15 protein-coding genes are annotated in these 21,806 nt (G+C 66.5%); 9 read left to right on the forward strand and 6 right to left on the reverse strand.

From position 1 onward, the window contains the following. Nucleotides 1-20 precede the first annotated feature (20 nt). The 3 genes from gltB to H8S47_RS14160 all read left to right on the forward strand — a co-directional run bounded on the left by gltB (nucleotide 21) and on the right by H8S47_RS14160 (nucleotide 5,870). Nucleotides 21-4,523: a glutamate synthase large subunit gene (gene gltB / locus H8S47_RS14150; RefSeq protein ID WP_187504497.1), complete on the forward strand. Its 4,503-nt coding sequence runs from the start codon at nucleotides 21-23 to the stop codon at nucleotides 4,521-4,523. Between the two features lie 338 nt (nucleotides 4,524-4,861). Beyond that, nucleotides 4,862-5,536 (forward strand): glutathione S-transferase family protein, encoded by a 675-nt coding sequence (locus H8S47_RS14155; protein ID WP_187504475.1) that lies wholly within the window; start codon nucleotides 4,862-4,864, stop codon nucleotides 5,534-5,536. Then, nucleotides 5,523-5,870: a tRNA-binding protein gene (locus tag H8S47_RS14160; protein WP_187504476.1), complete on the forward strand. Its 348-nt coding sequence runs from the start codon at nucleotides 5,523-5,525 to the stop codon at nucleotides 5,868-5,870. The genes H8S47_RS14155 and H8S47_RS14160 overlap by 14 nt, the downstream gene beginning before the upstream one ends. Nucleotides 5,871-6,013: 143 nt before the next feature. On the opposite strand, the gene H8S47_RS14165 is transcribed toward H8S47_RS14160, so the two are convergent. Continuing rightward, nucleotides 6,014-6,685, reverse strand: a complete 672-nt coding sequence (locus H8S47_RS14165) for an OmpA family protein (protein ID WP_187504477.1) — start codon at nucleotides 6,683-6,685, stop codon at nucleotides 6,014-6,016. Between the two features lie 183 nt (nucleotides 6,686-6,868). Here H8S47_RS14165 and H8S47_RS14170 point away from each other — a divergent pair, with 183 nt between their 5' ends. Then, entirely contained in the window at nucleotides 6,869-8,170 is a 1,302-nt protein-coding gene (locus H8S47_RS14170; RefSeq protein WP_187504478.1) for a hemolysin family protein, read from the forward strand. A 369-nt stretch (nucleotides 8,171-8,539) separates the two neighbouring features. On the opposite strand, the gene H8S47_RS14175 is transcribed toward H8S47_RS14170, so the two are convergent. The 3 genes from H8S47_RS14175 to purD form a co-directional block, all read right to left on the reverse strand. Further along, entirely contained in the window at nucleotides 8,540-9,826 is a 1,287-nt protein-coding gene (locus H8S47_RS14175; protein ID WP_235982903.1) for an MlaA family lipoprotein, read from the reverse strand. 145 nt (nucleotides 9,827-9,971) lie between these two features. Then, nucleotides 9,972-10,739: a hypothetical protein gene (locus tag H8S47_RS14180; protein ID WP_187504479.1), complete on the reverse strand. Its 768-nt coding sequence runs from the start codon at nucleotides 10,737-10,739 to the stop codon at nucleotides 9,972-9,974. Nucleotides 10,740-10,941: 202 nt separating this feature from the next. Further along, nucleotides 10,942-12,204, reverse strand: coding sequence for a phosphoribosylamine--glycine ligase (gene purD, locus H8S47_RS14185; RefSeq protein WP_187504480.1), 1,263 nt, complete (start codon nucleotides 12,202-12,204; stop codon nucleotides 10,942-10,944). Here purD and xseA point away from each other — a divergent pair. From xseA to H8S47_RS14200, 3 genes are read left to right on the forward strand one after another with little or no spacing between them, the layout of a single operon-like run. After that, nucleotides 12,203-13,639, forward strand: a complete 1,437-nt coding sequence (gene xseA, locus H8S47_RS14190; protein WP_187504481.1) for an exodeoxyribonuclease VII large subunit — start codon at nucleotides 12,203-12,205, stop codon at nucleotides 13,637-13,639. The genes purD and xseA overlap by 2 nt on opposite strands. Nucleotides 13,640-13,651: 12 nt before the next feature. Beyond that, a complete protein-coding gene (locus H8S47_RS14195) occupies nucleotides 13,652-13,852 on the forward strand; it encodes a DUF2093 domain-containing protein (RefSeq protein WP_132897415.1) in 201 nt (66 codons plus the stop codon). Next, nucleotides 13,849-14,730, forward strand: coding sequence for a M23 family metallopeptidase (locus H8S47_RS14200; RefSeq protein WP_398457569.1), 882 nt, complete (start codon nucleotides 13,849-13,851; stop codon nucleotides 14,728-14,730). Before H8S47_RS14195 ends, H8S47_RS14200 begins: the two co-directional genes overlap by 4 nt. On the opposite strand, the gene H8S47_RS14205 is transcribed toward H8S47_RS14200, so the two are convergent. Next, a complete protein-coding gene (locus H8S47_RS14205; RefSeq protein ID WP_187504482.1) occupies nucleotides 14,704-15,315 on the reverse strand; it encodes a hypothetical protein in 612 nt (203 codons plus the stop codon). The genes H8S47_RS14200 and H8S47_RS14205 overlap by 27 nt on opposite strands. Before the next feature lie 176 nt (nucleotides 15,316-15,491). Between H8S47_RS14205 and H8S47_RS14210 the strand changes: the two genes are divergently transcribed. Beyond that, nucleotides 15,492-18,431 carry a TonB-dependent receptor domain-containing protein gene (locus tag H8S47_RS14210; protein ID WP_187504483.1) on the forward strand — a complete coding sequence of 980 codons (2,940 nt, stop codon included), beginning with the start codon at nucleotides 15,492-15,494 and terminating at the stop codon, nucleotides 18,429-18,431. Between the two features lie 126 nt (nucleotides 18,432-18,557). After that, complete coding sequence (locus tag H8S47_RS14215; protein WP_187504484.1) at nucleotides 18,558-18,821, forward strand: hypothetical protein; 264 nt, start codon at nucleotides 18,558-18,560, stop codon at nucleotides 18,819-18,821. Between the two features lie 230 nt (nucleotides 18,822-19,051). Here H8S47_RS14215 and clpB read toward each other — a convergent pair whose 3' ends face one another. Continuing rightward, nucleotides 19,052-21,628 (reverse strand): ATP-dependent chaperone ClpB, encoded by a 2,577-nt coding sequence (gene clpB, locus H8S47_RS14220; RefSeq protein ID WP_187504485.1) that lies wholly within the window; start codon nucleotides 21,626-21,628, stop codon nucleotides 19,052-19,054. Between the last annotated feature and the right edge of the window lie 178 nt (nucleotides 21,629-21,806).

Genomic DNA, 21,806 nt, shown 5'->3' on the forward strand with positions numbered 1-21,806 from the left:
GCAACGAACAGGGTTTTCCGATGATCGATCAACGCGCCCGCCTCGCTGCTGAAGGCATGTACCGTCCCGAGTTCGAGGGCGATGCGTGCGGCGTGGGCCTCGTCGCCGCCACCGATGGGCGCGCGTCGCGCCGCGTCGTGCAGTCGGCGGTCGATGCGTTGAAGGCCGTGTGGCACCGCGGTGCGGTCGATGCGGACGGCAAGACGGGTGATGGCGCAGGCCTCCATATCGACCTGCCGCTGCGGTTCTTCGACGATGCGGTCGCCGCGTCGGGGCACAAGGTGCGCCCGAACCGGCTCGCGGTCGGCATGATCTTCCTCCCGCGTACCGACCTCGGCGCGCAGGAGGATTGCCGGACGATCGTCGAGAGCGCGATCATCGAGGCAGGTTACACCATCTATGGCTGGCGCCAGGTGCCGGTCGACGTGTCGGTGATCGGCCAGAAGGCGCAGGCCACGCGCCCCGAGATCGAGCAGATCATGATCGCCGGGCCCTTGCCCGAAGAGCAGGACGCCGCCGAGTTCGAGAAGACGTTGTATCTCGTCCGCCGGCGGATCGAGAAGCGCGTGATCGCGGCGCAGATCCAGGGCTTCTACATCTGTTCGCTGTCGTGCCGGTCGATCATCTACAAGGGGCTGTTCCTCGCGGAATCGCTGTCGGTATTCTACCCCGATCTGTGCGACCAGCGCTTCGAGAGCCGCGTCGCGATCTTCCATCAGCGCTATTCGACCAACACCTTCCCGCAATGGTGGCTGGCGCAACCGTTCCGCTGCCTCGCGCATAACGGCGAGATCAACACGATCCGCGGCAACAAGAACTGGATGCTCAGCCACGAGATCCGCATGGCGAGCCTCGCGTTCGGCGACAATTCGGAGGACATCAAGCCGGTGATCCCCGCCGGTGCGTCCGACACCGCGGCATTGGATGCGGTGTTCGAGGCGATCTGCCGCTCGGGCCGCGACGCGCCGACCGCCAAGCTGATGCTGGTCCCCGAAGCCGCCAGCCCGGACATGCCGCCCGAGCATACCGCGATGTACCAGTATCTCGCGTCCGTCATGGAGCCGTGGGACGGCCCCGCCGCGCTCGCGATGACCGATGGCCGCTGGGCGGTCGCGGGCATGGACCGCAACGCGCTGCGGCCGCTCCGCTATACGCTGACCTCGGACGGCCTGCTGATCGTCGGGTCGGAGAGCGGGATGGTCGTCGTTCCCGAATCGACTATCGTCGCCAAGGGCCGCCTCGGGCCGGGCGAGATGATCGCGGTCGACCTCGACGAAGGTCGCCTGCTTCAGGATCGCGAAGTGAAGGATCGCATCTCCGGCGAGGCGGATTACGCCGCGATGATCGGCGAATTCCACACGCTCGCCGACCTGCCCTCGGTCGAGGACGCGATCGTCCGCTACGACCGCGCCGAGCTCGCACGTCGCCAGGTCGCAGCAGGCCAGACGATGGAGGACATGGAGTTGATCCTGTCGCCGATGGTCGAGTCCGCGAAGGAAGCGATCGGATCGATGGGCGACGACACGCCGCTCGCGGTGATTTCGGACAAGCCGCGCCTCATCAGCCAGTTCTTCCGCCAGAACTTCTCGCAGGTGACCAATCCGCCGATCGACCCGTTGCGCGAGCGGCACGTGATGTCGCTGAAGACGCGGTTCGGCAATCTCGCCAACATCCTCGATGTCCGCGACCAGCGCGAACGCGTGCTGGTGCTCGATTCGCCGGTGCTGACGGGCGAGCATTGGTCGCGGTTGAAGGCGCATTTCGGTAATGCGGTCGCAGAGATCGACTGCACGTTCGACGTCGGCGGTGGCCCCGAAAAGCTGCGCGCGGCGATCCAGCGGATCCGTAACGAGGCGGAGCAGGCCGTCCGCCAGGGCAAGAGCGAGATCTTCCTCACCGACGAGGCGATCAGCGAGGACCGTGTCGGCATCGCCGGCGTGCTCGCGGTCGCCGCCGTGCACACCCACCTCGTCCGTCGCGGCCTGCGCTCCTACGCGTCGATCAACGTGCGCTCGGCCGAGTGCCTGGACACGCATTATTACGCGGTGCTGATCGGCGTCGGCGCGACCACCGTGAACGCCTATCTCGCCGAGGCCGCGATCGTCGATCGTCAGTCGCGCGGGCTGTTCGGCGATCTCGATCTCGCCGAATGCCTCCGCCGCCACCGCGTCGCGGTCGAGGAGGGGCTGCTCAAGATCATGTCGAAGATGGGCATCGCGGTCATCTCGTCGTACCGTGGCGGCTATAATTTTGAGGCGGTTGGCCTCTCGCGCAGCCTGGTCAACGACCTGTTCCCCGGCATGCCCGCGAAGATCAGCGGCGAGGGCTATGCGTCGCTCCACGTCAACGCGACCGATCGTCACGAAGCGGCGTTCGATCCGGCGGTCGCGACGCTGCCGATCGGCGGCTTCTATCGCCAGCGCCACACCGGCGAGACGCACGCCTATTCCGCGCAGCTGATGCACCTGCTCCAGACCGCGGTCGCGACCGACAGCTATACGAGCTACCTGCAATTCTCGCGCGGGGTGTCCGATCTGCCGCCGGTGTATCTACGCGACCTGCTCCAGTTCAACTTCCCCGCGGAGGGCGTGCCGGTCGACCAGGTCGAGGCGATCACCGAGATCCGCAAGCGCTTCGTGACGCCGGGCATGTCGCTCGGCGCGCTCTCCCCGGAGGCGCACGAGACGCTGGCGATCGCGATGAACCGGATCGGCGCGAAGGCCGTGTCAGGCGAGGGCGGCGAGGACAAGTCGCGCTTCGTGCCGTATGCGAGCGGCGACAATGCGAACTCGACGATCAAGCAGATCGCGAGCGGGCGGTTCGGCGTCACGGCTGAATATCTGAACGCGTGCGAGGAGATCGAGGTCAAGGTCGCGCAAGGCGCCAAGCCCGGTGAGGGCGGCCAGCTACCCGGCTTCAAGGTGACCGAGTTCATCGCCAAGCTGCGCCATGCGACGCCCGGCGTGACGCTGATCTCGCCGCCGCCGCACCACGACATCTACTCGATCGAGGATCTGGCGCAGCTGATCTATGATCTGAAGCAGATCAATCCGCGGGCGCGGGTTTGCGTGAAGCTCGTGTCGTCGGCGGGGATCGGCACGGTCGCGGCGGGCGTGGCGAAGGCGCATGCCGACGTTATCCTGATCGCGGGGCATGTCGGGGGGACCGGCGCGTCGCCGCAGACGTCGATCAAGTACGCCGGCACACCTTGGGAAATGGGCTTGTCGGAGGTCAACCAGGTGCTGACGCTCAACGGGCTGCGCGGTCGCGTGCGGCTGCGCACCGATGGCGGGCTCAAGACCGGCCGCGACATCGTCATCGCCGCGATCCTCGGCGCGGAGGAATACGGCATCGGCACGCTGAGCCTCGTGGCGATGGGCTGCATCATGGTGCGGCAATGCCATTCGAATACCTGCCCGGTGGGCATCTGCACGCAGAACGACGCGCTGCGGCAGAAGTTCGTGGGGACGCCCGAGAAGGTGATCAACCTGATGACATTCATCGCCGAGGAAGTCCGCGACATCCTCGCGCGGCTGGGCGTGAAGAGCCTCGACGACGTGATCGGCCGGACCGAGCTGTTGCGGCAGGTCAGCCGCGGGGCGGAGCATCTCGACGATCTCGATCTGAATCCGATCCTGGCGAAGGTCGATGCCGACGATTCGCAGCGCCGGTTCTCGCTCTCGACCTTCCGCAACGAAGTCCCCGACAGCCTCGACGCGCAGATCATCAAGGACGCGGCGGCGGTGTTCTCGCGCGGGGAGAAGATGCAGCTGACCTATTCGGTGCGCAATACGCACCGGGCGGTGGGGACGCGGCTGTCGTCAGAGATCACGCGGAAGTTCGGCATGTCGACACTGGCGGACGATCACGTCACGATCCGGCTGCGTGGGTCTGCGGGCCAGTCCCTCGGCGCGTTCCTGTGCAAGGGCATCACGCTCGAAGTGTTCGGCGATTCGAACGACTATGTCGGCAAGGGGCTCTCGGGCGGCACGATCATCGTCCGCCCGGCGGTGAGTTCGCCGCTGGCGTCGCAGGACAACACGATCATCGGCAACACCGTGCTGTACGGCGCGACCAGCGGACGGCTGTTCGCGGCGGGGCAGGCGGGCGAGCGGTTCGCGGTGCGCAATTCGGGCGCGAGCGTGGTCGTCGAGGGCTGCGGCGCGAACGGCTGCGAATACATGACCAACGGCATCGCGGTGGTGCTGGGCAAGGTCGGCGCGAACTTCGGTGCGGGCATGACCGGGGGGATGGCGTTCGTCTACGATCCCGACGGCACGTTCGAAAAGCGCGCCAACCCCGAGAACATCACCTGGGACCGCGTGAAGTCACTCCACTGGGCCGACGTCCTGCTCGACCTGGTCCGCGACCATGCCGACACCACCGACAGCAAATGGTCGAAGGGCTTGCTTGAGGACTGGGACCGCGTCGCGCCGCATTTCTGGCAAATCGTGCCGAAGGAAATGCTGACGCGCCTGTCGCACCCACTGGACGACAGCGCAGAACTGGTCGCGGCGGAGTAGAGCGGCACCACACAAACACCACCCCGGCGAAGGCCGGGGCCCAATTGGGGGACGTCCCTAACGAAGGGCAGGACTCCGTTACTGCGACCTTTCCAATTGGGCCCCGGCCTTCGCCGGGGTGGGGTAGTAAGTTGGTTTCGCGCAGAGGCGCAGAGGACGCGGAGGGGGGCTCCCCCGGTACGGGCTGCTTGCACTCCAACGCGCGTTGGAGAAATGCTCGCTTCGCGACAAGCGCAACACCTCTGCGCCTCTGCGCGAACAAATCTTATCGCCACAAACGCCACACCGACCAACCCGCGCTAGTGACACAGCCGCCCCCCACCGCCTAAACGGATGGCATGTGGCAGCTTTATCAATTCCCCCTGTGTCCCTTCTCGCGAAAGGTGCGCCTGCTGCTGGGCGAGAAGGGGGTCGGCTACGAGCTGGTGCGCGAATCGCCTTGGGATCGCCGCGACGAGTTCATGGACATGAACCCCGCCGGACAGACCCCGGTGATGGTCGACGCGTCGCGCGGCGTCGCCCCCCTCATCGATTCGATGGCGATCTGCGAATTCTTCGAGGAGACCGTCGAGAAGGCGGCGATGATCAACGGCACCGCGACCAACCGCGCCGAGATTCGCCGGCTGGTCACGTGGTTCGATACGCATTTCTACCGCGACGTGACCGGGCCTCTGCTCCACGAGCGCATGGTCAAGCGTCTAGCGCACCGCGCCGCGCCCGACGCCAAGGGCCTGCGGGAGGCGATGAAGGCCGCGGTCGGGCATCTCGACTATATGGACTACCTGCTCGATCACCGGAACTGGCTCGGCGGCGCGACCATGAGCCTTGCCGATCTCGCCGCCGCCGCGCAGATCTCGGTCACCGATTATCTCGGCGGGATCGACTGGAAGGGCCACGACCAGACCGCCCGCTGGTATCGCGGCTTCAAGAGCCGTCCGAGCTTCCGCCCGCTGCTGTCCGAACGGATGGAGCTGATCTCACCCCCGGCGCACTACGATAATGTCGATTTCTGAACAGATCGCCTATCCCGACTTTGAGAAGGTCGACATCCGCGTCGGCACGATCGTCGAGGCCGAACCCTTTCCCGAAGCGCGCAAGCCCGCGTTCAAGCTGCGGATCGATTTTGGGGCGGAGATCGGCGTGAAGCGCTCCTCCGCCCAAATCACCGAACATTACACCCCGGAGACTCTGGTCGGCCGCCAGGTTGCGGCAGTGGTCAACTTTCCGCCGCGCCAGATCGGTCCGGTGATGTCCGAAGCCCTAACGCTCGGCTTCCCCGACGCGGACGGAAAGGTGGTGCTGATATCGCCGACCGGACACGTCCCGAACGGCGGGCGGCTGTTCTAAAAAGAATCCTCCCCCGCCAGGGGGAGGTGGCTGGCGCTTGCCAGACGGAGGGGGAGGAAAGGGAAACCGCTGTTCCGTGTCCTCCCCCTCCGTCACCTTCGGCGCCACCTCCCCCTTGCGGGGGAGGATCGCAAGGGAGCTTATTACCGCATGTCGCTCTGCGTGATCGGGACGATCTTCACTTCGACGCGACGGTTCGCAGCGCGACCCGCATCGGTATCGTTCGACGCGATCGGCTGCGTCTCGCCGTAACCGCGCGTGCCGATGCGGGCCGTCTGGACGCCATGGCCAGCCAGATAATCCGCGACCGAGCGCGCCCGGCGCTCCGACAGCGTCTGGTTGTACGCGTCGCTGCCGGTCGAATCGGTGTGGCCGTACACGTCGATGTAGGTCTGGTTATACTGCGACAGCGTATCCGCGACCTGGTCGAGCGTACGCTGGAACTGCGGCTGCACCGTCGCGCTATCATAGGCGAAGGTGATGCCCGACGGGATGTTGAGGACCAGATCGTCGCCCTGGCGGATCACCTGCACGTCGGTGCCCGCGGTGCGCGCACGCAAATCGCGCTCCTGCTTGTCCATGTACGCGCCGATGCCCGCACCCGCGAGGCCACCGATGCCGGCACCCAGCAGCTTTTCGGTCCGGTCGCGACGACCGCCGACCACGTCGCCGAGCAGATAGCCGCCGAGTGCGCCGCCGATGCCGCCCAAGGCAGTCTTTGAAATCGTCTGGCGACCGGTCTCCGGATCGGTGGTGCAGCCGCTGGTGGCGATCAGTGCGGCGATTGCGGCACCTGCGAACATCTTGGTTTTCATAGATAAACTCCCTGAGACATGATCGATGACGGCGTTATACCCGATACGGCCGATAACCCGGTGTAGCGACGATTGTTCCGCCTGCGCACTGAACCGAGCCTGACCATCTTGGCGGCGTAATGTCGAGCATGCGCAAGGACGGTTGTGCGACGGGCCGTTGTCCTCCAAAGAGGCTGCGAGCCAATGGCACCGCTTCCCCCCTTCCCCTGGATCGACGTCGCGATCATCCTCGCGCTCGTCGCGTTGAACGGTGTGTTCGCGATGAGCGAACTCGCGATCGTCTCCGCGCGCAAAGCTCGGCTCGAAGCGATGGCGCGCCAAGGCAAGAAGGGCGCGCGCGCCGCGCTGGTCCTCGCGGCAGACCCGGGCAAGTTCCTCTCGACCGTCCAGATCGGCATCACGCTGATCGGCATTCTCGCGGGTGCGTATTCGGGCTCCAGCCTCGGCATGCCGACCGCCGCGCGGTTGCAGGCCTGGGGGCTGTCGGCCTCGACCGCCGAGACCGTCGGGTTCGCGATCGTCATCGGACTGACGACCTACGCGTCGCTGATCATCGGCGAGCTGGTCCCCAAGCAGTTCGCGCTGCGGGCGCCTGAGGCGATCGCCTCGTTCATGGCGCCGGTGATGCGCTGGCTCGCGATCGGCACCGCGCCGATCGTGCTGGTGCTCGATTCGACCAGCGCGCTGATCTTCAAGCTACTCCGGCTCAACCGCGAATCGGAAGAGCACGTCACCGCCGAAGAGCTCCACATGATCGTCGCCGAGGCGTCGAAGTCGGGGATCATCGAGGAGCATGAGCGTTCGATCATCTCGGGCGTCGTCCGCCTCGCGGATCGCCCGGTGCGCGAAGTGATGACGCCGCGGACCGAGATCGACTGGCTCGACTGCGACTGGGGCCCCGACGAGATCCGCGAGACTTTGCTCGCGTCGCAGCACACCCGCCTGCCGGTTGGCGAAGGCTCGATCGATGCGGTCAAGGGCGTGGTCCAGGCGCGCGACATCGCTGCGGCGCTGTTCCGCGGCGAAGCGATCGACCTGCGCGCGCTGATGCGCAAGGCGCCGGTCGTGATCGACCAGATCGATGCGATGGACGCCCTGCTCGCACTGCGCGAGGCCGAGGTGCCGATGGCGCTGATCCACGACGAATACGGCCATTTCGAAGGCATCGTCACGCCGGCCGACCTGCTCGCGGCGATCGCCGGTGAGTTCAAGTCGGACTCGGATCCGGACGACGCGCCGTCGGTGGTGGTCCGCGACGACGGCTCGCTGCTGGTGGCGGGAACGATGGCGGCGGATTCGCTCGCCGACCGCCTCGGCATCGACCTGCCCGAGGACCGCGACTACGCGACGGTCGCCGGGCTGGCGCTGTCGGTGTTCCGCCACCTGCCGGGCGAGGGCGAGAGCTTCGTCGAGCAGGGCTGGAAGTTCGAGATCGTCGACCTGGACGGGCGGCGGATCGACAAGCTGCTGGTGAGTGAAGTCTGAGGGTTCGGCGCGAAGTAGCGGGTAAAAGTGGCTAGACGCTCCCCGGTATTCCACCTCCCCGGCGAAGGCCGGGGCCCAGGTGGTGAGGTCGCGGTAACGGAGCGCTGCCCTCAGTTTGCAACGTCCCCCAACTGGGCCCCGGCCTCCGCCGGGGTGGTGGTCAGGGTTGAGTTACTTGCTTATGCCTTGCCTATGGAAGGCGCACCGACCCCCCACCATCCGTTCGTCCTAAGTAGTCGAAGCGGCGTATCGAAGGACGGGCGCGCGGAACCCATGCTTCGATATGAGCCCTCGATACGCTCCTGCCGGAGCTACTCGGTCTCTACTCAGCACGAACGGGGGGGGGGGGCGGTAAGGCTCCTCCTTCGTTCAGGGGCGAGCTTCGGATCCGCTGGTCGCGTCGCCACCGGGAGCAGTCGCGGGCGCCGCCGCAGGTACACCGACGCCGGGAGCAGTCGCGGGCGCCGCCACAGGTACATCGACGCCGGGAGCCGCCGCCGCGGGCGCCGCCGCGGGCATATCGCCACCGGGAGCAGCTGCCGCGGGCGCTGCCGTCGGCACATCGGGGGCAGGCGCACCGCTGGAACTCTCGGCCGGCACCGCCGAAACCGTCCCCGAATCAGCCGCCGCCCCCGGCTCCAGATACTTCGGCACGAACGGCACCACGCTCGGCGGCGGCCCCGACATGCCCGCCGGATCGCCCTCGACGCGCCCGTGGAGATGGTCGATCTCCGCCTGGCGCCGATTGAGATAGAAGGCCCGCGTTGCCACATACGGATCGGGCGAATTGTCGTGCAGGTCCTTCAGCGTCTGATCGAACTCCGACCGGTGATCGAGCGCGCCCAGGATACCCGCGGGGATCGTGTAGGTCGCGCTGGTGAAGGGCTTGCCGACGCCGACCGGCAGGATCAGGCGATCGACCGCGCCGCCGAGAAGGTCGCGCACTGTCGTCGGTCCGACCAGTGGCAGGAACAGGAACGGGCCGTTCTTGACGCCGTAATAGCCGAGCGTGTTGGCGAACCCGTTCGAGCGCCGAGGCAGGCGGAACGGCTTGCGCTTGGCCATGTCGATCACGCCAACCGCGCCGATCGTCGAGTTGATCGCGAACCGCCCGACCGTCTCCGCCGCCTTGCCCGGCTTGAGCTGCAGGAGGAAGTTCAGGAAGACGATCGGCTCGCGCAGATTGTAGAGGAAATTGTGGATGCCGCGCCGGATCGGGCTCGGCACGGTCTTCTTGTAAGTCCGCGCGACCGGGCCGATCACCGCGTCGTCGACCTTCTGCGTCACCGCGAACGATTCGGCGTTGGCCGCGCGCAGCGGGTCGCCCGCGCTCTCCTTGCGACCGGTGACGATGATGTCGGTCTGCGTGCCACGCTCGGTCGCCGGCGTGCGCAACGGTGGCGGGCCGACCGAAGGAATCGCCTGCGTGGGCAGCCCCTGCGGCGAAAACTCGACGGCTGACAGCGAGCCGATCAGGGCCAAAGGGGACGTCGCCATCGATATCGGCAACGATACGGGAAGTGTTACGGGGATCGACGCCGGTACGGGGAAATCGCCGGCGAACGGCGATCGCGTCGCGCCGGGCAACGCCACGGGCCCGCTCGTCGGAAGCACCGGCGCGGTGGTCAGCAGCATCGCACTCATCATTGCCAGCATGTGCACTCATCACCCTGTCTGATACCGCCCTCATACTTCGAGGTGCGACACCGCGTGACATGCCCGTCGCGGCCCGCGCGGCATAGAGCCAATCGACATCCGCCGCGTGCGCATGTCGTGCTGCCGGTCGATCGACCGACGCGGGTTACAGCTTGCCGAACACCGCCTCGAAGCCCGCCTTGTCGCCGGCCGCCAGCAACCGCGCCTGTTCGATCCAGCGATCGCGCCCCATCCGCCCGGTGAAAATGCCGAGCTGTGCGTCGATCGACTGCGCCTCGCTCTCCGACAGCGCGGCCATCTGGCCGACCGTCGTGACGCCGAGCACGCCGAGCTGCGTCGCGACCTTGGGGCCGAGTCCCTTCAACTGCGTCACCGGACCATCGGCATAGGATTGCGCGGACACGGGAGGAGCGATCGGGGCGGGTTCGGCCGGTGCCGGAGCAGCGGGTTCGGGAGCCGGGCTGGGCGCCAACGGGGTGGGGGCGGGGGCCGGTTCGTCGATAACTGGCGGCTGCGGCGCGGCGGGCGGGGCCGTGCGCTCGATCGTGGGCGAGGGCGATGGCGATGGTGCCGGGGTGGGAGCGACCGTTCGCGTTTGCGTCTGGGACTGCTCGGCCCTGCGCGGCTCGGCCCCGTGCGCCTCGGCTGGAGCCGGCGCGACGGATGCCGGCTCGGGAGCCGGCGCGCGCGGCGACTCGACCGGCACAGGAGCAACGCCGGCTTCCTTGGCATTCGCGATCACGTCGCGCGACGCCTTCACCCGGCTGCGTTTCGCCTTGATGCCCCAGATCAGGCCGATCACGACGAGCACCGCCACCGCGGCGATGATCGTGAAGTGGATCGCGGTCAGCGTGGCGATGCCGTCGGGCAGCAGGCTCATGCCCGAGGCGGAGGTCGCGGAAGTTTCGTTCATGCTCATACTCGTAGCGCCACGCGAGGAAGGCGGCGAGCGGTAATTGGCGGCCTCGGCCATGACTCACTGATCCTCCCCCGCTAGGGGGAGGTGTCGCCGAAGGTGACGGAGGGGGAGGACACGGAACGTACGTTTCGCATGCCTCCCCCTCCGTCTGGCAAGAGCCAGCCACCTCCCCCTGGCGGGGGAGGATCAAGTCGAATCACCCCCGCGCGATCTCGCGCCAGCCGATGTCGCGGCGGTAGAAGCCTTCCGCGAAATCGATCGCCTCGACCGCGCGGTACGCGTTCGCCTGCGCCGTCGCGACGTCGTCGCCGGTCGCCGTCACCGCGAGCACGCGCCCGCCCGAGGCTACCAGTCCGCCGTCCTCGAGCCGCGTCCCCGCATGGAATACCGTACCGCCAGCCGCCCGCGCCGAATCCAGCCCGACGATCGCGCCGCCCGACTTGGGCGTACCCGGATAGCCCTCAGCCGCCATCACCACCGTCAGCGCAGTCTCGTCGCTGAACTTCGCCGCGGGCATCTCGCCGAGCCGTCCTTCCGCCACCGCCAGCATCGTCGCGAGCAGGTCGCCCTGGAAGCGCATCATCAGCACCTGCGTCTCGGGATCGCCGAACCGCGCGTTGTATTCGATCAGCTTCGGCCCCTTCGGCGTCAGCATCAGCCCCGCATACAGCACGCCCGAGAACGGAGCGCCCTCCGCCGCCATCGCCGCCACCGTCGGTGCGACGATCTCGTCGATCGCACGCTTCTCCAGCGCTGGCGTCAGCACGAGCGCTGGGCTGTATGCGCCCATCCCGCCGGTATTGGGCCCGGTATCGCCCTCGCCGACGCGCTTGTGATCCTGCGCGGAGCCGAACGGCATCAACGCCACGCCGTCGGTCAGCACGAAGAAGCTCGCCTCCTCGCCCTCCAGGAATTCCTCGATCACCGCCTCGGCCTCGCCATCGGCAAACAGCGCGTCGAGCGCGGCTTCGGCTTCGGCCGTGCTGAAGGCGATAACCACGCCCTTGCCCGCCGCGAGGCCGTCCGCCTTGATGACGACCGGCAACGAGAAGGTGCGGGCAAGCGCGGCATCCGCCTCTGCGCGGCTCTTCACGCGGACATAGCCCGCGGTCGGGATGCCGGCGCGCAGGCACAGATCCTTGGTGAAGCCCTTCGACCCCTCGAGTTGCGCCGCCGCCTTCGAGGGCCCGAACACCGGAATGTCCGCCGCGCGGCAAGTGTCCGCCAGCCCGTCGACTAGCGGCGCCTCGGGCCCGATCACGACCAGCCCGACGTCATGCTCGCGCACGAACGCCACGACGGCGGCATGATCCGTCGCATCCAGCGGCACGAGCGTCGCAACACGCGCGATCCCGGGGTTGCCCGGCGCGGCATACAGCGTATCGAGGCCGCGAGATTGCACCAGCTTCCACGCGAGCGCATGTTCGCGCCCCCCCGAGCCCAGCAGCAGGACGTTCATGCCCGATCCCTTTTCCGATGATGTGTCCAGCGACATGTTGGCAAACATGGGCCGGCTGGTAGCCGAGCAAGTCCCCGGCGACAACGCACTCGCCATGTCGGTCGGCGAACTCGCCTTCAAGCTGAAGCGGATGGTCGAGGGCGAGTTCGGCCATGTCCGCCTGCGCGGCGAGATCTCGGGCTGGAAGCGTGTCGCCTCCGGGCATTGCTATATGTCGCTCAAGGACGACCAGGCGGTGATCGACGGCGTCATCTGGAAGGGCAATGCGTCGAGCCTCGCCTTCGTGCCGCAGGACGGCATCGAGGTGATCGCCACAGGCAAGCTCACCACCTATCCCGGGCGCTCGAAATACCAGATCGTCATCGAGCGGATGGAACTGGCGGGCGCCGGCGCGCTGATGGCGCTGCTGGAGAAATTGAAGGCGAAACTGGCGGGCGAGGGGCTGTTCGACGGTACGCGGAAAAAGCGGCTGCCGTTCATGCCGAAGGTGATCGGCGTCGTCACGTCGGGGACGGGCGCCGTGATCCGCGACATCCTTCACCGCCTGGAGGATCGCTGCCCGACGCACGTCATCGTCTGGCCGGTCAAGGTGCAGGGCGAGGGCTCGGCCGCGGAGATCGCCGCCGCGGTCCGCGGGTTCGACGCGCTTGTCCCCGGCGGCCCGGTGCCGCGCCCCGACCTCGTGATCGTCGCGCGCGGCGGCGGCTCGGTCGAGGATCTGTGGTCGTTCAACGAGGAGGTCGTCGTCCGCGCAGTCGCCGCCTGTACGATCCCGATCATCTCCGCGGTCGGCCACGAGACAGACACCACTTTGTGCGATTTCGCCGCCGACCTGCGCGCGCCGACGCCGACCGCGGCGGCCGAGATCGCGGTACCGGTGCTCGCCGACCTGCGCCTGACGATCGACAGCCACCGCAACCGCACCGAACGCTGCGCCCGCCGTCATGTCGAGCGTGGCCGCGAGCGGCTCGATGCGCTGGCGCGGTTGCTGCCGAAGCGCGACCAGTTGCTCGGGCCGCAACGCCAGCGCGCTGACGACTTCGGCCAGCGGCTCGATCGTGGGCTGGAGCGTCGCCTGACCCTCGCACGCGGCAGCCTCGACCGCTCCGGCGCCGCGCTCCGTCCCGCCACCCTAGAACGCAAACTCGAAGCGAAGCGCGCGCAGCTCGACGCGACGTGGCGCCTCGTCCAGTCGCTCAACCCCGACGCGATCCTCGACCGCGGCTATGCCCGCGTCACCGCCCGACCCGGCGGCGAGACGCTCGCCTCCGCCAAATCGGCGCGCGACGCGGGGACGCTGACGCTCCACTTCCGCGACGGCGTGGTCGACGCGGTGACGGACACCGGCCTTGAGCGCCCCGCCGCCAAAACCTATGCTGCCCCCAAGGCGAAGGCCGCGCCCGATCCGGCGCCGCGCCAGCCGACCCTGCTGTAGAGAAGACCCGCAATGCTGATGTCCAACTCCGACCGCGCCGCGCGCCTGCATTATATGGCCAACGGATTCCGCGTGCTCAGCCCCGGCGACCACGTCCCCTGCGCCGCGACCGGCCACCGCATCGCGCTCGAGGATCTGCGCTACTGGAGCGTCGCCCGTCAGGAGGCGTATTCCACCGCCGCCGCCGCCAGCGAAGCGATGGCGCCCCGGTGATCCAAGTGGCGGTGATCCGCGCGGCGGTGCTCGTCCTGCTGGCCGCGACCAGCGCCACCGCCCAGCAAGCGCCGCCGCCGACTACCGCAAGCCAATCCGCCTTCCGCTGGACCGGCACGCTCAGCCAGGGTGGCCTGATCCTCGGCACCGCTCCCGCCGGTACGCGCTCGGTCGCGCTCGACGGCAAGTCGATCGCGCTATCCCCGGACGGGCGCTTCCTCGCCGGTTTCGACCGCGACGCCGGCCCGCAAGCCTCACTGACCGCGACGCTCGCCGATGGTCGCAGTGTTACGCAAAATCTCACGATCGCGCCGCGCGCCTGGCGGATCGAGCGCCTCGACACGCTCCCGAAATTCCCCGCGCCCGACCCGGTGTTCGCGAAACTCCGCCAGCCCGAACTCGCGCAGATCGTCGCCGCCCGCGCTCGCAGCACGGATGCGCAGGGCTGGCGGCAAACGTTCGCCTGGCCCGCCACCGGTCGCATATCCGGCCTGTTCGGTTCGCAACGCGTCTACAAGGGCGAGCCCGGCAGCTATCACTCGGGCACCGACATCGCCAAGCCGACCGGCGCGATCGTCACCGCCCCCGCCGACGGCGTCGTGATCCTCGCCGCCGACCGCCCCTTCACGCTGGAGGGCAACCTCCTGATGCTTGACCACGGCATGGGTCTCAACAGCGCGTTCCTGCACCTGTCCCGCATCGACGTGAAACCCGGCGATCACGTGCGCCAAGGCCAACCGATCGGCGCCGTCGGCATGACCGGCCGCGCGACGGGCCCGCACCTCCACTGGAGTCTCAAATGGGGTGATGCGAAACTCGACCCGATGCTGGTGGCGGGGGCGATGCCGGGCTTAGCGCAATCTCTTCACAAGAACTGAGCGTCCCTTGCCGATCGTCGCACGATAACCGCCCAGCGAGGCCTGTCTAACGACGATCGCGGTACCGGTTTTGGGGGGGACGGGGATCGCGTCGATAGTCTGCCATTCGCTGCCGTCCGCCAGTCGCAGGTTCCAGCGGCCGAAGCTGTTGGAGGGCACGGCAGATCGGATCGTGGAGTCCAGCTGGTCTACTCTCGTCGCCTTGTCCGCGGCGCCTCCTCCGAAGACGTCGGTCGGAGTCCGGGGCAGGCCGAACCCCGCCCGCTTGTCCGCCACCACCTGCTTGCGGTCGATCACGAGAATGTCGCCAGAACGCTCGGCGATGCTCACCGACACGGCGGCCGCGTCAAAACAGGCGAGGCGTTTAGCGTCGGGCTTGATCGTCCGGCAGCGGGCGATGTCCGTCAGAGGATTGGCCAACCGGCCATCCTGCGCAACGGCGGGAACGGAGAACAGAAGGCTGGCGAGCCCAAGCGGTCTTAAGGAACCCATGTCGTTGTATCCGGCCTTTGCGGGAAAACCGTTGTCTGTCGGCTTTGGTGCTCGAAGTCGAGGGCCGTATCCGACGTTCGACGTACCGATCACCGTGCGTGAACGGAGTGTGACACAAATGGTACAATCGTTCACAAATTGGCACGGACGATACAATCGCCGTTGTGCATCCGGACCAATATCAGCAATCTTATACCAACCGCGGCATGCCGCAGGTGCGACCATTCGGGGCAAATCCGAAGAGCGCGGGCAGATATAAGGGGTTTTGCATGACGAACATTTTCCGGGGGCGCTTGCTCGCGTCCAGTCTCTTGGTAGGCATTGCGTTGGTTGCGAGCGGTGCTGCGCAGGCGCAGGACGCCGGCCAGATCTCCACGCCCAACGGCGCCGCGCCGGCTGGCGACCAGGACGCGACTGCGAATGGTGGCGATATCGTCGTCACCGGCACGCTGGTCCGCAATCCGAACCTGGTGCAGTCGTCGCCGATCAATTCGGTGACCTCGGAAGAGCTGCAGCTGCGCCAGACCAACGTCGCCGAACAGTTCCTGCGCGAACTGCCCGGTGTCGTCCCTTCGATCGGCAGCTCGGTGAACAACGGCAACGGCGGTGCATCGACCGTCGATCTTCGTGGTTTGGGTGACAACCGTAACCTCGTCCTCCTCGATGGTCAGCGTATCGCGCCATCGGGTCTGTCCGGGGTGGTCGATCTCAACAACATCCCGCTAGCACTGGTCGAACGTACCGATATCCTGACGGGCGGTGCCTCGACCACCTACGGTGCCGATGCAGTGGCAGGCGTCGTGAACTTCGTGACCAAGCGCGACTTTTCCGGCGTGGAAGCAAATATCAGCAATCAGATCACGCAGCGTGGCGACGGCAACGTCTTCCGCGCGGATCTGACGATCGGCGCGAACTTCGGGGATGGGCGCGGCAACGCGGTGTTCAGTGTCGGCTACCAGCAGGCTGACCCGGTCACGCAGGGCGAGCGCGACTTTTCGATCAACAACATCGATTCGTACACCGGTCTGCCGGGTGGGTCGGGCACGGCCGTTCCCGGGCGCTTCACCGGCCTGGGTCTGGGCGCGAACAATCAGATCGATCCGGTTTCCGGTCGGTTGGTGCCGACCTTTGCACTGTTCAACTTCAACCCGCAGAACATCTTTCAAACGCCGTTCACGCGCTACAACATGTTCGGCGCGGCGCATTATGAAGTGACGCCAGGCATCGAAGTTTATAATCGTGGCCTCTTCTCGCGGAACACGGTTCAGACTGTCATCGCGTCATCCGGTACGTTCGGTAACGCGTTGACGATCAACTATTCGAATCCCTACCTGCCGGCCGGCGCGCGTGGCCAGATCTGCGCGGCGAACGGTCTGACCGTGGCACAGTGTAATGCAGCGGCGTCCGCCGCTCCCGGAAGCGCAGACTACCGCACCTTCACGACCAACGCCTCACGGCGCTTCGTCGAGGCCGGGCCGCGCCTGTCGACCTACACCACGACGGTATTCGACTATACTGCGGGCGTCCGCGGCGACATCACCGACACGATCGGCTTCGATTTTGGCGGTAACTACGGCGAGAGCGAGAATGTTCAGCGTCAGACCGGCAACGGCACGCTGACACGTTTGCGCCAGGCGTCGCTCGCGACCAGCACCACCGCGTGCGTCGATCCGTCCAATGGCTGCGTGCCGATCAACCTGTTCGGTGACGCCGGAACGATCACCACCGATCAGCTCGGCTATCTTCTTGGTGTCACGAACAGCACGCTCACCCGCACGACGATCGCGCAGGTTCACGGCGTTTTGAATGGCGATTTCGGCGTGTCCAGCCCGTTCGCAACGCAGGCGATTTCGTTCGCGCTCGGTGCCGAATATCGCAAGTACACCGCCGCGGTGATCTCGGACGAACTGACGCAGCGCCCGAACGAAGTGCTGGGCAACGGCGCGGCATCGCCCGACGTTTCCGGCCAGTACAACGTCAAGGAAGCGTTCGGCGAACTGATCATGCCGATCGTCGAGGACAAGCCGTTCTTCCACAGCCTGACGCTGGAAGCCGGTGGCCGTGTCTCCGACTATTCGACGGCAGGAACCAACTGGACCTGGAAGGTCGGCGGCTCCTGGGAGCCCGTCCGCAGCCTGAAGATCCGGGGTAACTACCAGAAGGCGGCGCGTGCGCCGAACATCGGCGAATTGTTCTCGCCGCTGGTCACGGGGCTCGGTAATTCGGCCAACGACCCTTGCGCGGGTGCTGGTGTAACGGCTGGCAGCGCTCTGGGCGGCGTCTGCGCCGCACAGATCGTTGCGGGTGGTGGCACGCAGGCTCAGGCCAATGCTCTCATCGGTACCATTCCTTTGCCGTCGGCGGGTCAGGTCAACGTCACGCAGGGCGGTAACGCTGCTTTGGGTGTCGAGACAGCGAATACCTGGACGATCGGTGCTGTGTTCCAGCCAGATTTTGTCCGCGGCTTCAACATCAGCGTCGATTACTTCAATATCAAGGTTCGCGATGCGATCACGTCCCCGACGGTCGGCGATGTGTTCTCGGCCTGCTACACGCCGCTTCAGGCTGCAACGTCGGCTGCCTGCCAGGCGGTCTCGCGTGACCCGATCGACGGCAGCCTGAACGGTACCGCCGATGGCTTGGCGCTGCCGCTTTCGAACCTGGGTCGCATCGCGACGGATGGTATCGATCTGGCTGCGAACTATCGCACCGACATGGGCTTTGCTAAGCTCGCATTGTCGTTCATCGGAACCTGGACCAACAGCAACAAGTTCCAGGCGACGCCAACTTCGGTCAACCGTGAATGCGTCGGCTTCTACAGCGTCAACTGCGCCTCGATCCAGCCGGAGTTCAGCTTCAACCAGCGGACCACGCTGACCATCGGTGCGGCAGACGTCTCGCTGCTGTGGCGCTACGTCGATAAGGTGAAGTACGAGCCGCTCGCTCTTGCAGACGACATTGCTGCCGGTGGCGGTCCGCTGGAGCAGTTCCAGCGCATCGGTGCGGAGCATTATTTCGATCTGACGACCCGGTTCGGTGTCACGGACAATTTCGATCTGACGCTGTCGGCAATGAACCTGCTCGACAACAAGCCGAAGGTTGTCGGTGCGTCGATCGGCGATACCGCCTTCAACAGCGGCAACGTCTATCCCTCGACGTACGACGCCCTGGGTCGCCGTTTCGCAGCAAGTGCCCGCCTTCGGTTCTGATCTGAGGCGGATCTGACTAACCAACTATACGACGGAGGTGGGCCAGTCCCGCCTCCGTTTTTGTTTGAGCGTGGCGATCGGCGTTGATAGTCTTCGATGTCAGATGGCGTAATCGAAGGAATAGCGATGACGATCGGCATTATCTTGTTGGCGTTGACCATGGCCGGCGCGCCGCCAGCGCTTCAAATTAGCGCCTCGTCCAATGAACCGGCAGCACAAGCGGCTAAAGACGAGCCAAAGCCGATCTGCCGTCGCTATGCGCAAGTGGGATCGAACATCGCGCGGCGTAAGGTCTGCATGAGCAAGGCCGAGTGGGACCAGGTGGCCCGCTCCAGCCAAACGCTGGGACGAAGCATGCTACCCGCCCTGACGGCTCCTGGCGCTCAGTAATAGGCACATGCCGTTGCTCCGTCCAACCTCCTAGGAGGCGGACCGCGCGATAGGCAAACGGCGGATCGATGCGCTGCGACGACCACGGGACCGTGGTGAACCTAACCTTGTCGGTTATCTTCACCACGGTCCTTTAGCAGGTTCCCGCTAACTATCCGGCGATGGTGTATCCGCGTCGTCAGCGACGACCGCGTCTGCCTGGATTGCCGCGGGGGAAATCGCGGCCCGCCTCAGACCACCAGAACCAGCTTCCCGTCGCCCTCGTCGATGTGCACCGTCGAGCCGTCCTTCACCTCGCCGCGCAGGATCATGTCGGCGAGCGGGTCCTGCAGATAGCGCTGGACCGCGCGCTTCAACGGCCGTGCACCGTACACCGGATCATAGCCGACACGACCGAGCCACGCCCGCGCGGCGTCCGTCAGGTCTAGCACGATCTTGCGATCCGCCAGCAGCTTGTCGACGCGGCTCACCTGGATATCGACGATCGGCGCCATGTGCGACTGGCCGAGGCGGTGGAACAGGATTACCTCGTCGAGCCGGTTGAGGAACTCCGGCCGGAAATGCGACCGGACGATCTCCATCACCTGCGGCTCGACCGACGACACGTCGTCGCCCTCCGCCATGTTCGCCAGATACTGGCTGCCGAGGTTGCTCGTCAGGATAATCAGCGTGTTGCTAAAATCCACCGTGCGTCCCTGGCCATCGGTCAGCCGCCCGTCGTCGAGCACCTGCAACAGCACGTTGAACACGTCGCCATGCGCCTTCTCGACCTCGTCGAACAGGATCACCTGGTACGGACGCCTGCGCACCGCCTCGGTCAGCACGCCGCCTTCCTCATAGCCGACATAGCCCGGCGGGGCGCCGATCAGCCGCGCGACCGCGTGCTTCTCCATGAACTCGCTCATGTCGATGCGGACCATGGCGCTCGGGTCGTCGAACAGGAACTCGGCGAGCGCCTTGGTCAGCTCGGTCTTGCCGACGCCGGTTGGCCCCAGGAACAGGAACGAGCCGAGCGGCCGGTTCGGATCCTGCAACCCCGCGCGCGCACGGCGAACTGCGGTCGAAACCGCCTTCACCGCGTGCGCCTGCCCGATCACGCGCTTGCCGATCGTCGCTTCCATGGCCAGCAGCTTGTCGCGCTCGCCCTGCAACATCCGCTCGACCGGGATGCCGGTCCAGCGGCTGACGACGCCGGCGATGTCGTCGGCGGTCACTTCCTCGCGCAGCATCGCGCCCTTGGTCGCCCCCGCCGCCTCGTCGAGCTGGCGCTGCAACCCCGGAATCGTGCCGTAGGAAAGCTCTCCCGCCTTGGCGAGATCGCCCGAACGCTGCGCCTGTTCCAGCTCGAGCCGCGCGGCATCGAGCTGTTCCTTCACCCGCGCTTCGGCGTTGATCTTGTCCTTCTCGCCCTTCCAGCGCGTCGTCAGTTCTGCGGATTGCTCCTCCAGGTTGACGAGTTCGCCCTCCAGCGTGTCGAGCCGGTCGACCGACGCATCGTCGGTCTCGCGCTTTAATGCCTCGCGTTCGATCTTGAGCTGGATGATCCGCCGGTCGAGGTTCTCGATCGCCTCGGGCTTCGACTCCACCTCCATGCGGATTCGCGAGGCGGCCTCGTCCATCAGGTCGATCGCCTTGTCGGGCAGGAAGCGGTCGGTGATGTAGCGGTTCGACAGCGTCGAGGCGGCGACGATAGCGCCGTCGGTGATCCGCACGCCGTGGTGGAGTTCGTATTTCTCCTTCAGTCCGCGCAGGATCGAGATCGTGTCCTCGACGGTCGGTTCGCCGACCATGACGGGCTGGAACCGCCGCTGTAGTGCCGGGTCCTTCTCGACGTATTTGCGGTATTCGTCGAGCGTGGTCGCGCCGACGCAGTGGAGTTCGCCCCGCGCCAACGCCGGTTTCAGCAGATTGCCCGCGTCCATCGCGCCCTCGGATTTGCCTGCGCCGATCAGCTGGTGCATCTCGTCGATGAACAGGATGATGTCGCCCTCGGCGGCCTTCACCTCGTCGAGCACGCCCTTCAGCCGCTCCTCGAACTCGCCGCGATATTTCGCTCCGGCAATGAGCGAGCCGAGATCGAGCGACATCAGCCGCCGGTCCTTCAGCGTATCGGGCACGTCGCCATTGGCGATGCGAAGGGCGAGCCCTTCCGCGATCGCGGTCTTGCCGACGCCGGGTTCGCCGATCAGCGCGGGGTTGTTCTTGGTCCGCCGCGCGAGGATCTGAATGGTGCGGCGGATCTCCTCGTCGCGGCCGATGACCGGGTCGAGCTTGCCGTCGCGCGCCGCCTGGGTGAGGTCGCGCGCGAACTTCTTGAGCGCGTCATAGCGGTCCTCGGCGCCCGCGGTGTCGGCGGTGCGGCCCTGACGCAGGCCGTTGATCGCGGTGTTCAGCCCCTCGGGCGTCACGCCGCCGGCCTTCAGCGCCTTGCCCGCCGCGGTGTTGAGCGACAGCGCGAGCGCGACCAGCAGCCGCTCGACGGTGACGAAGCTGTCGCCCGCCTTGTTCGCGATCTGCTCGGCCTGATCGAGCACGCGCACGGCGTCGTTGTCGATCCCGGGCGTGGTCTGCGCGCCCGAGCCCGACACGACCGGGATTTTCGCGAGCGCCAGATCGGTCTCGGACGTCGCACGCTTGGCGTCGCCACCCGCGGCTGCGATCAGCCCGGCGGCCATGCCCTGCTCGTCTTCCAGCAGCGCCTTCAGCAGATGCTCGGGCGCGATCCGCTGGTGGTTCATGCGGATCGCGACGGTCTGCGCGGATTGCAGGAAGCCCTTCGCGCGGTCGGTGAATTTGTCGATGTTCATGACGAATTCCTGTGGGATTGTTTCGGTGTTGGCCGAGAGATGGTGTTGTATTTGAGCAACACAAGAGGCGACGCTGGTCGGATGCTAGGGCGTGCGCGGCGTGGCTGAAATAGCGTTTATTCTCGGTATCTAAGCCTCGCCGTCATCGCTATGTTCAGGTTCGCATGCTATATGTCAC

Source organism: Sphingomonas albertensis (assembly GCF_014358075.1).
Taxonomy (GTDB): Bacteria; Pseudomonadota; Alphaproteobacteria; order Sphingomonadales; family Sphingomonadaceae; genus Sphingomonas; species Sphingomonas albertensis.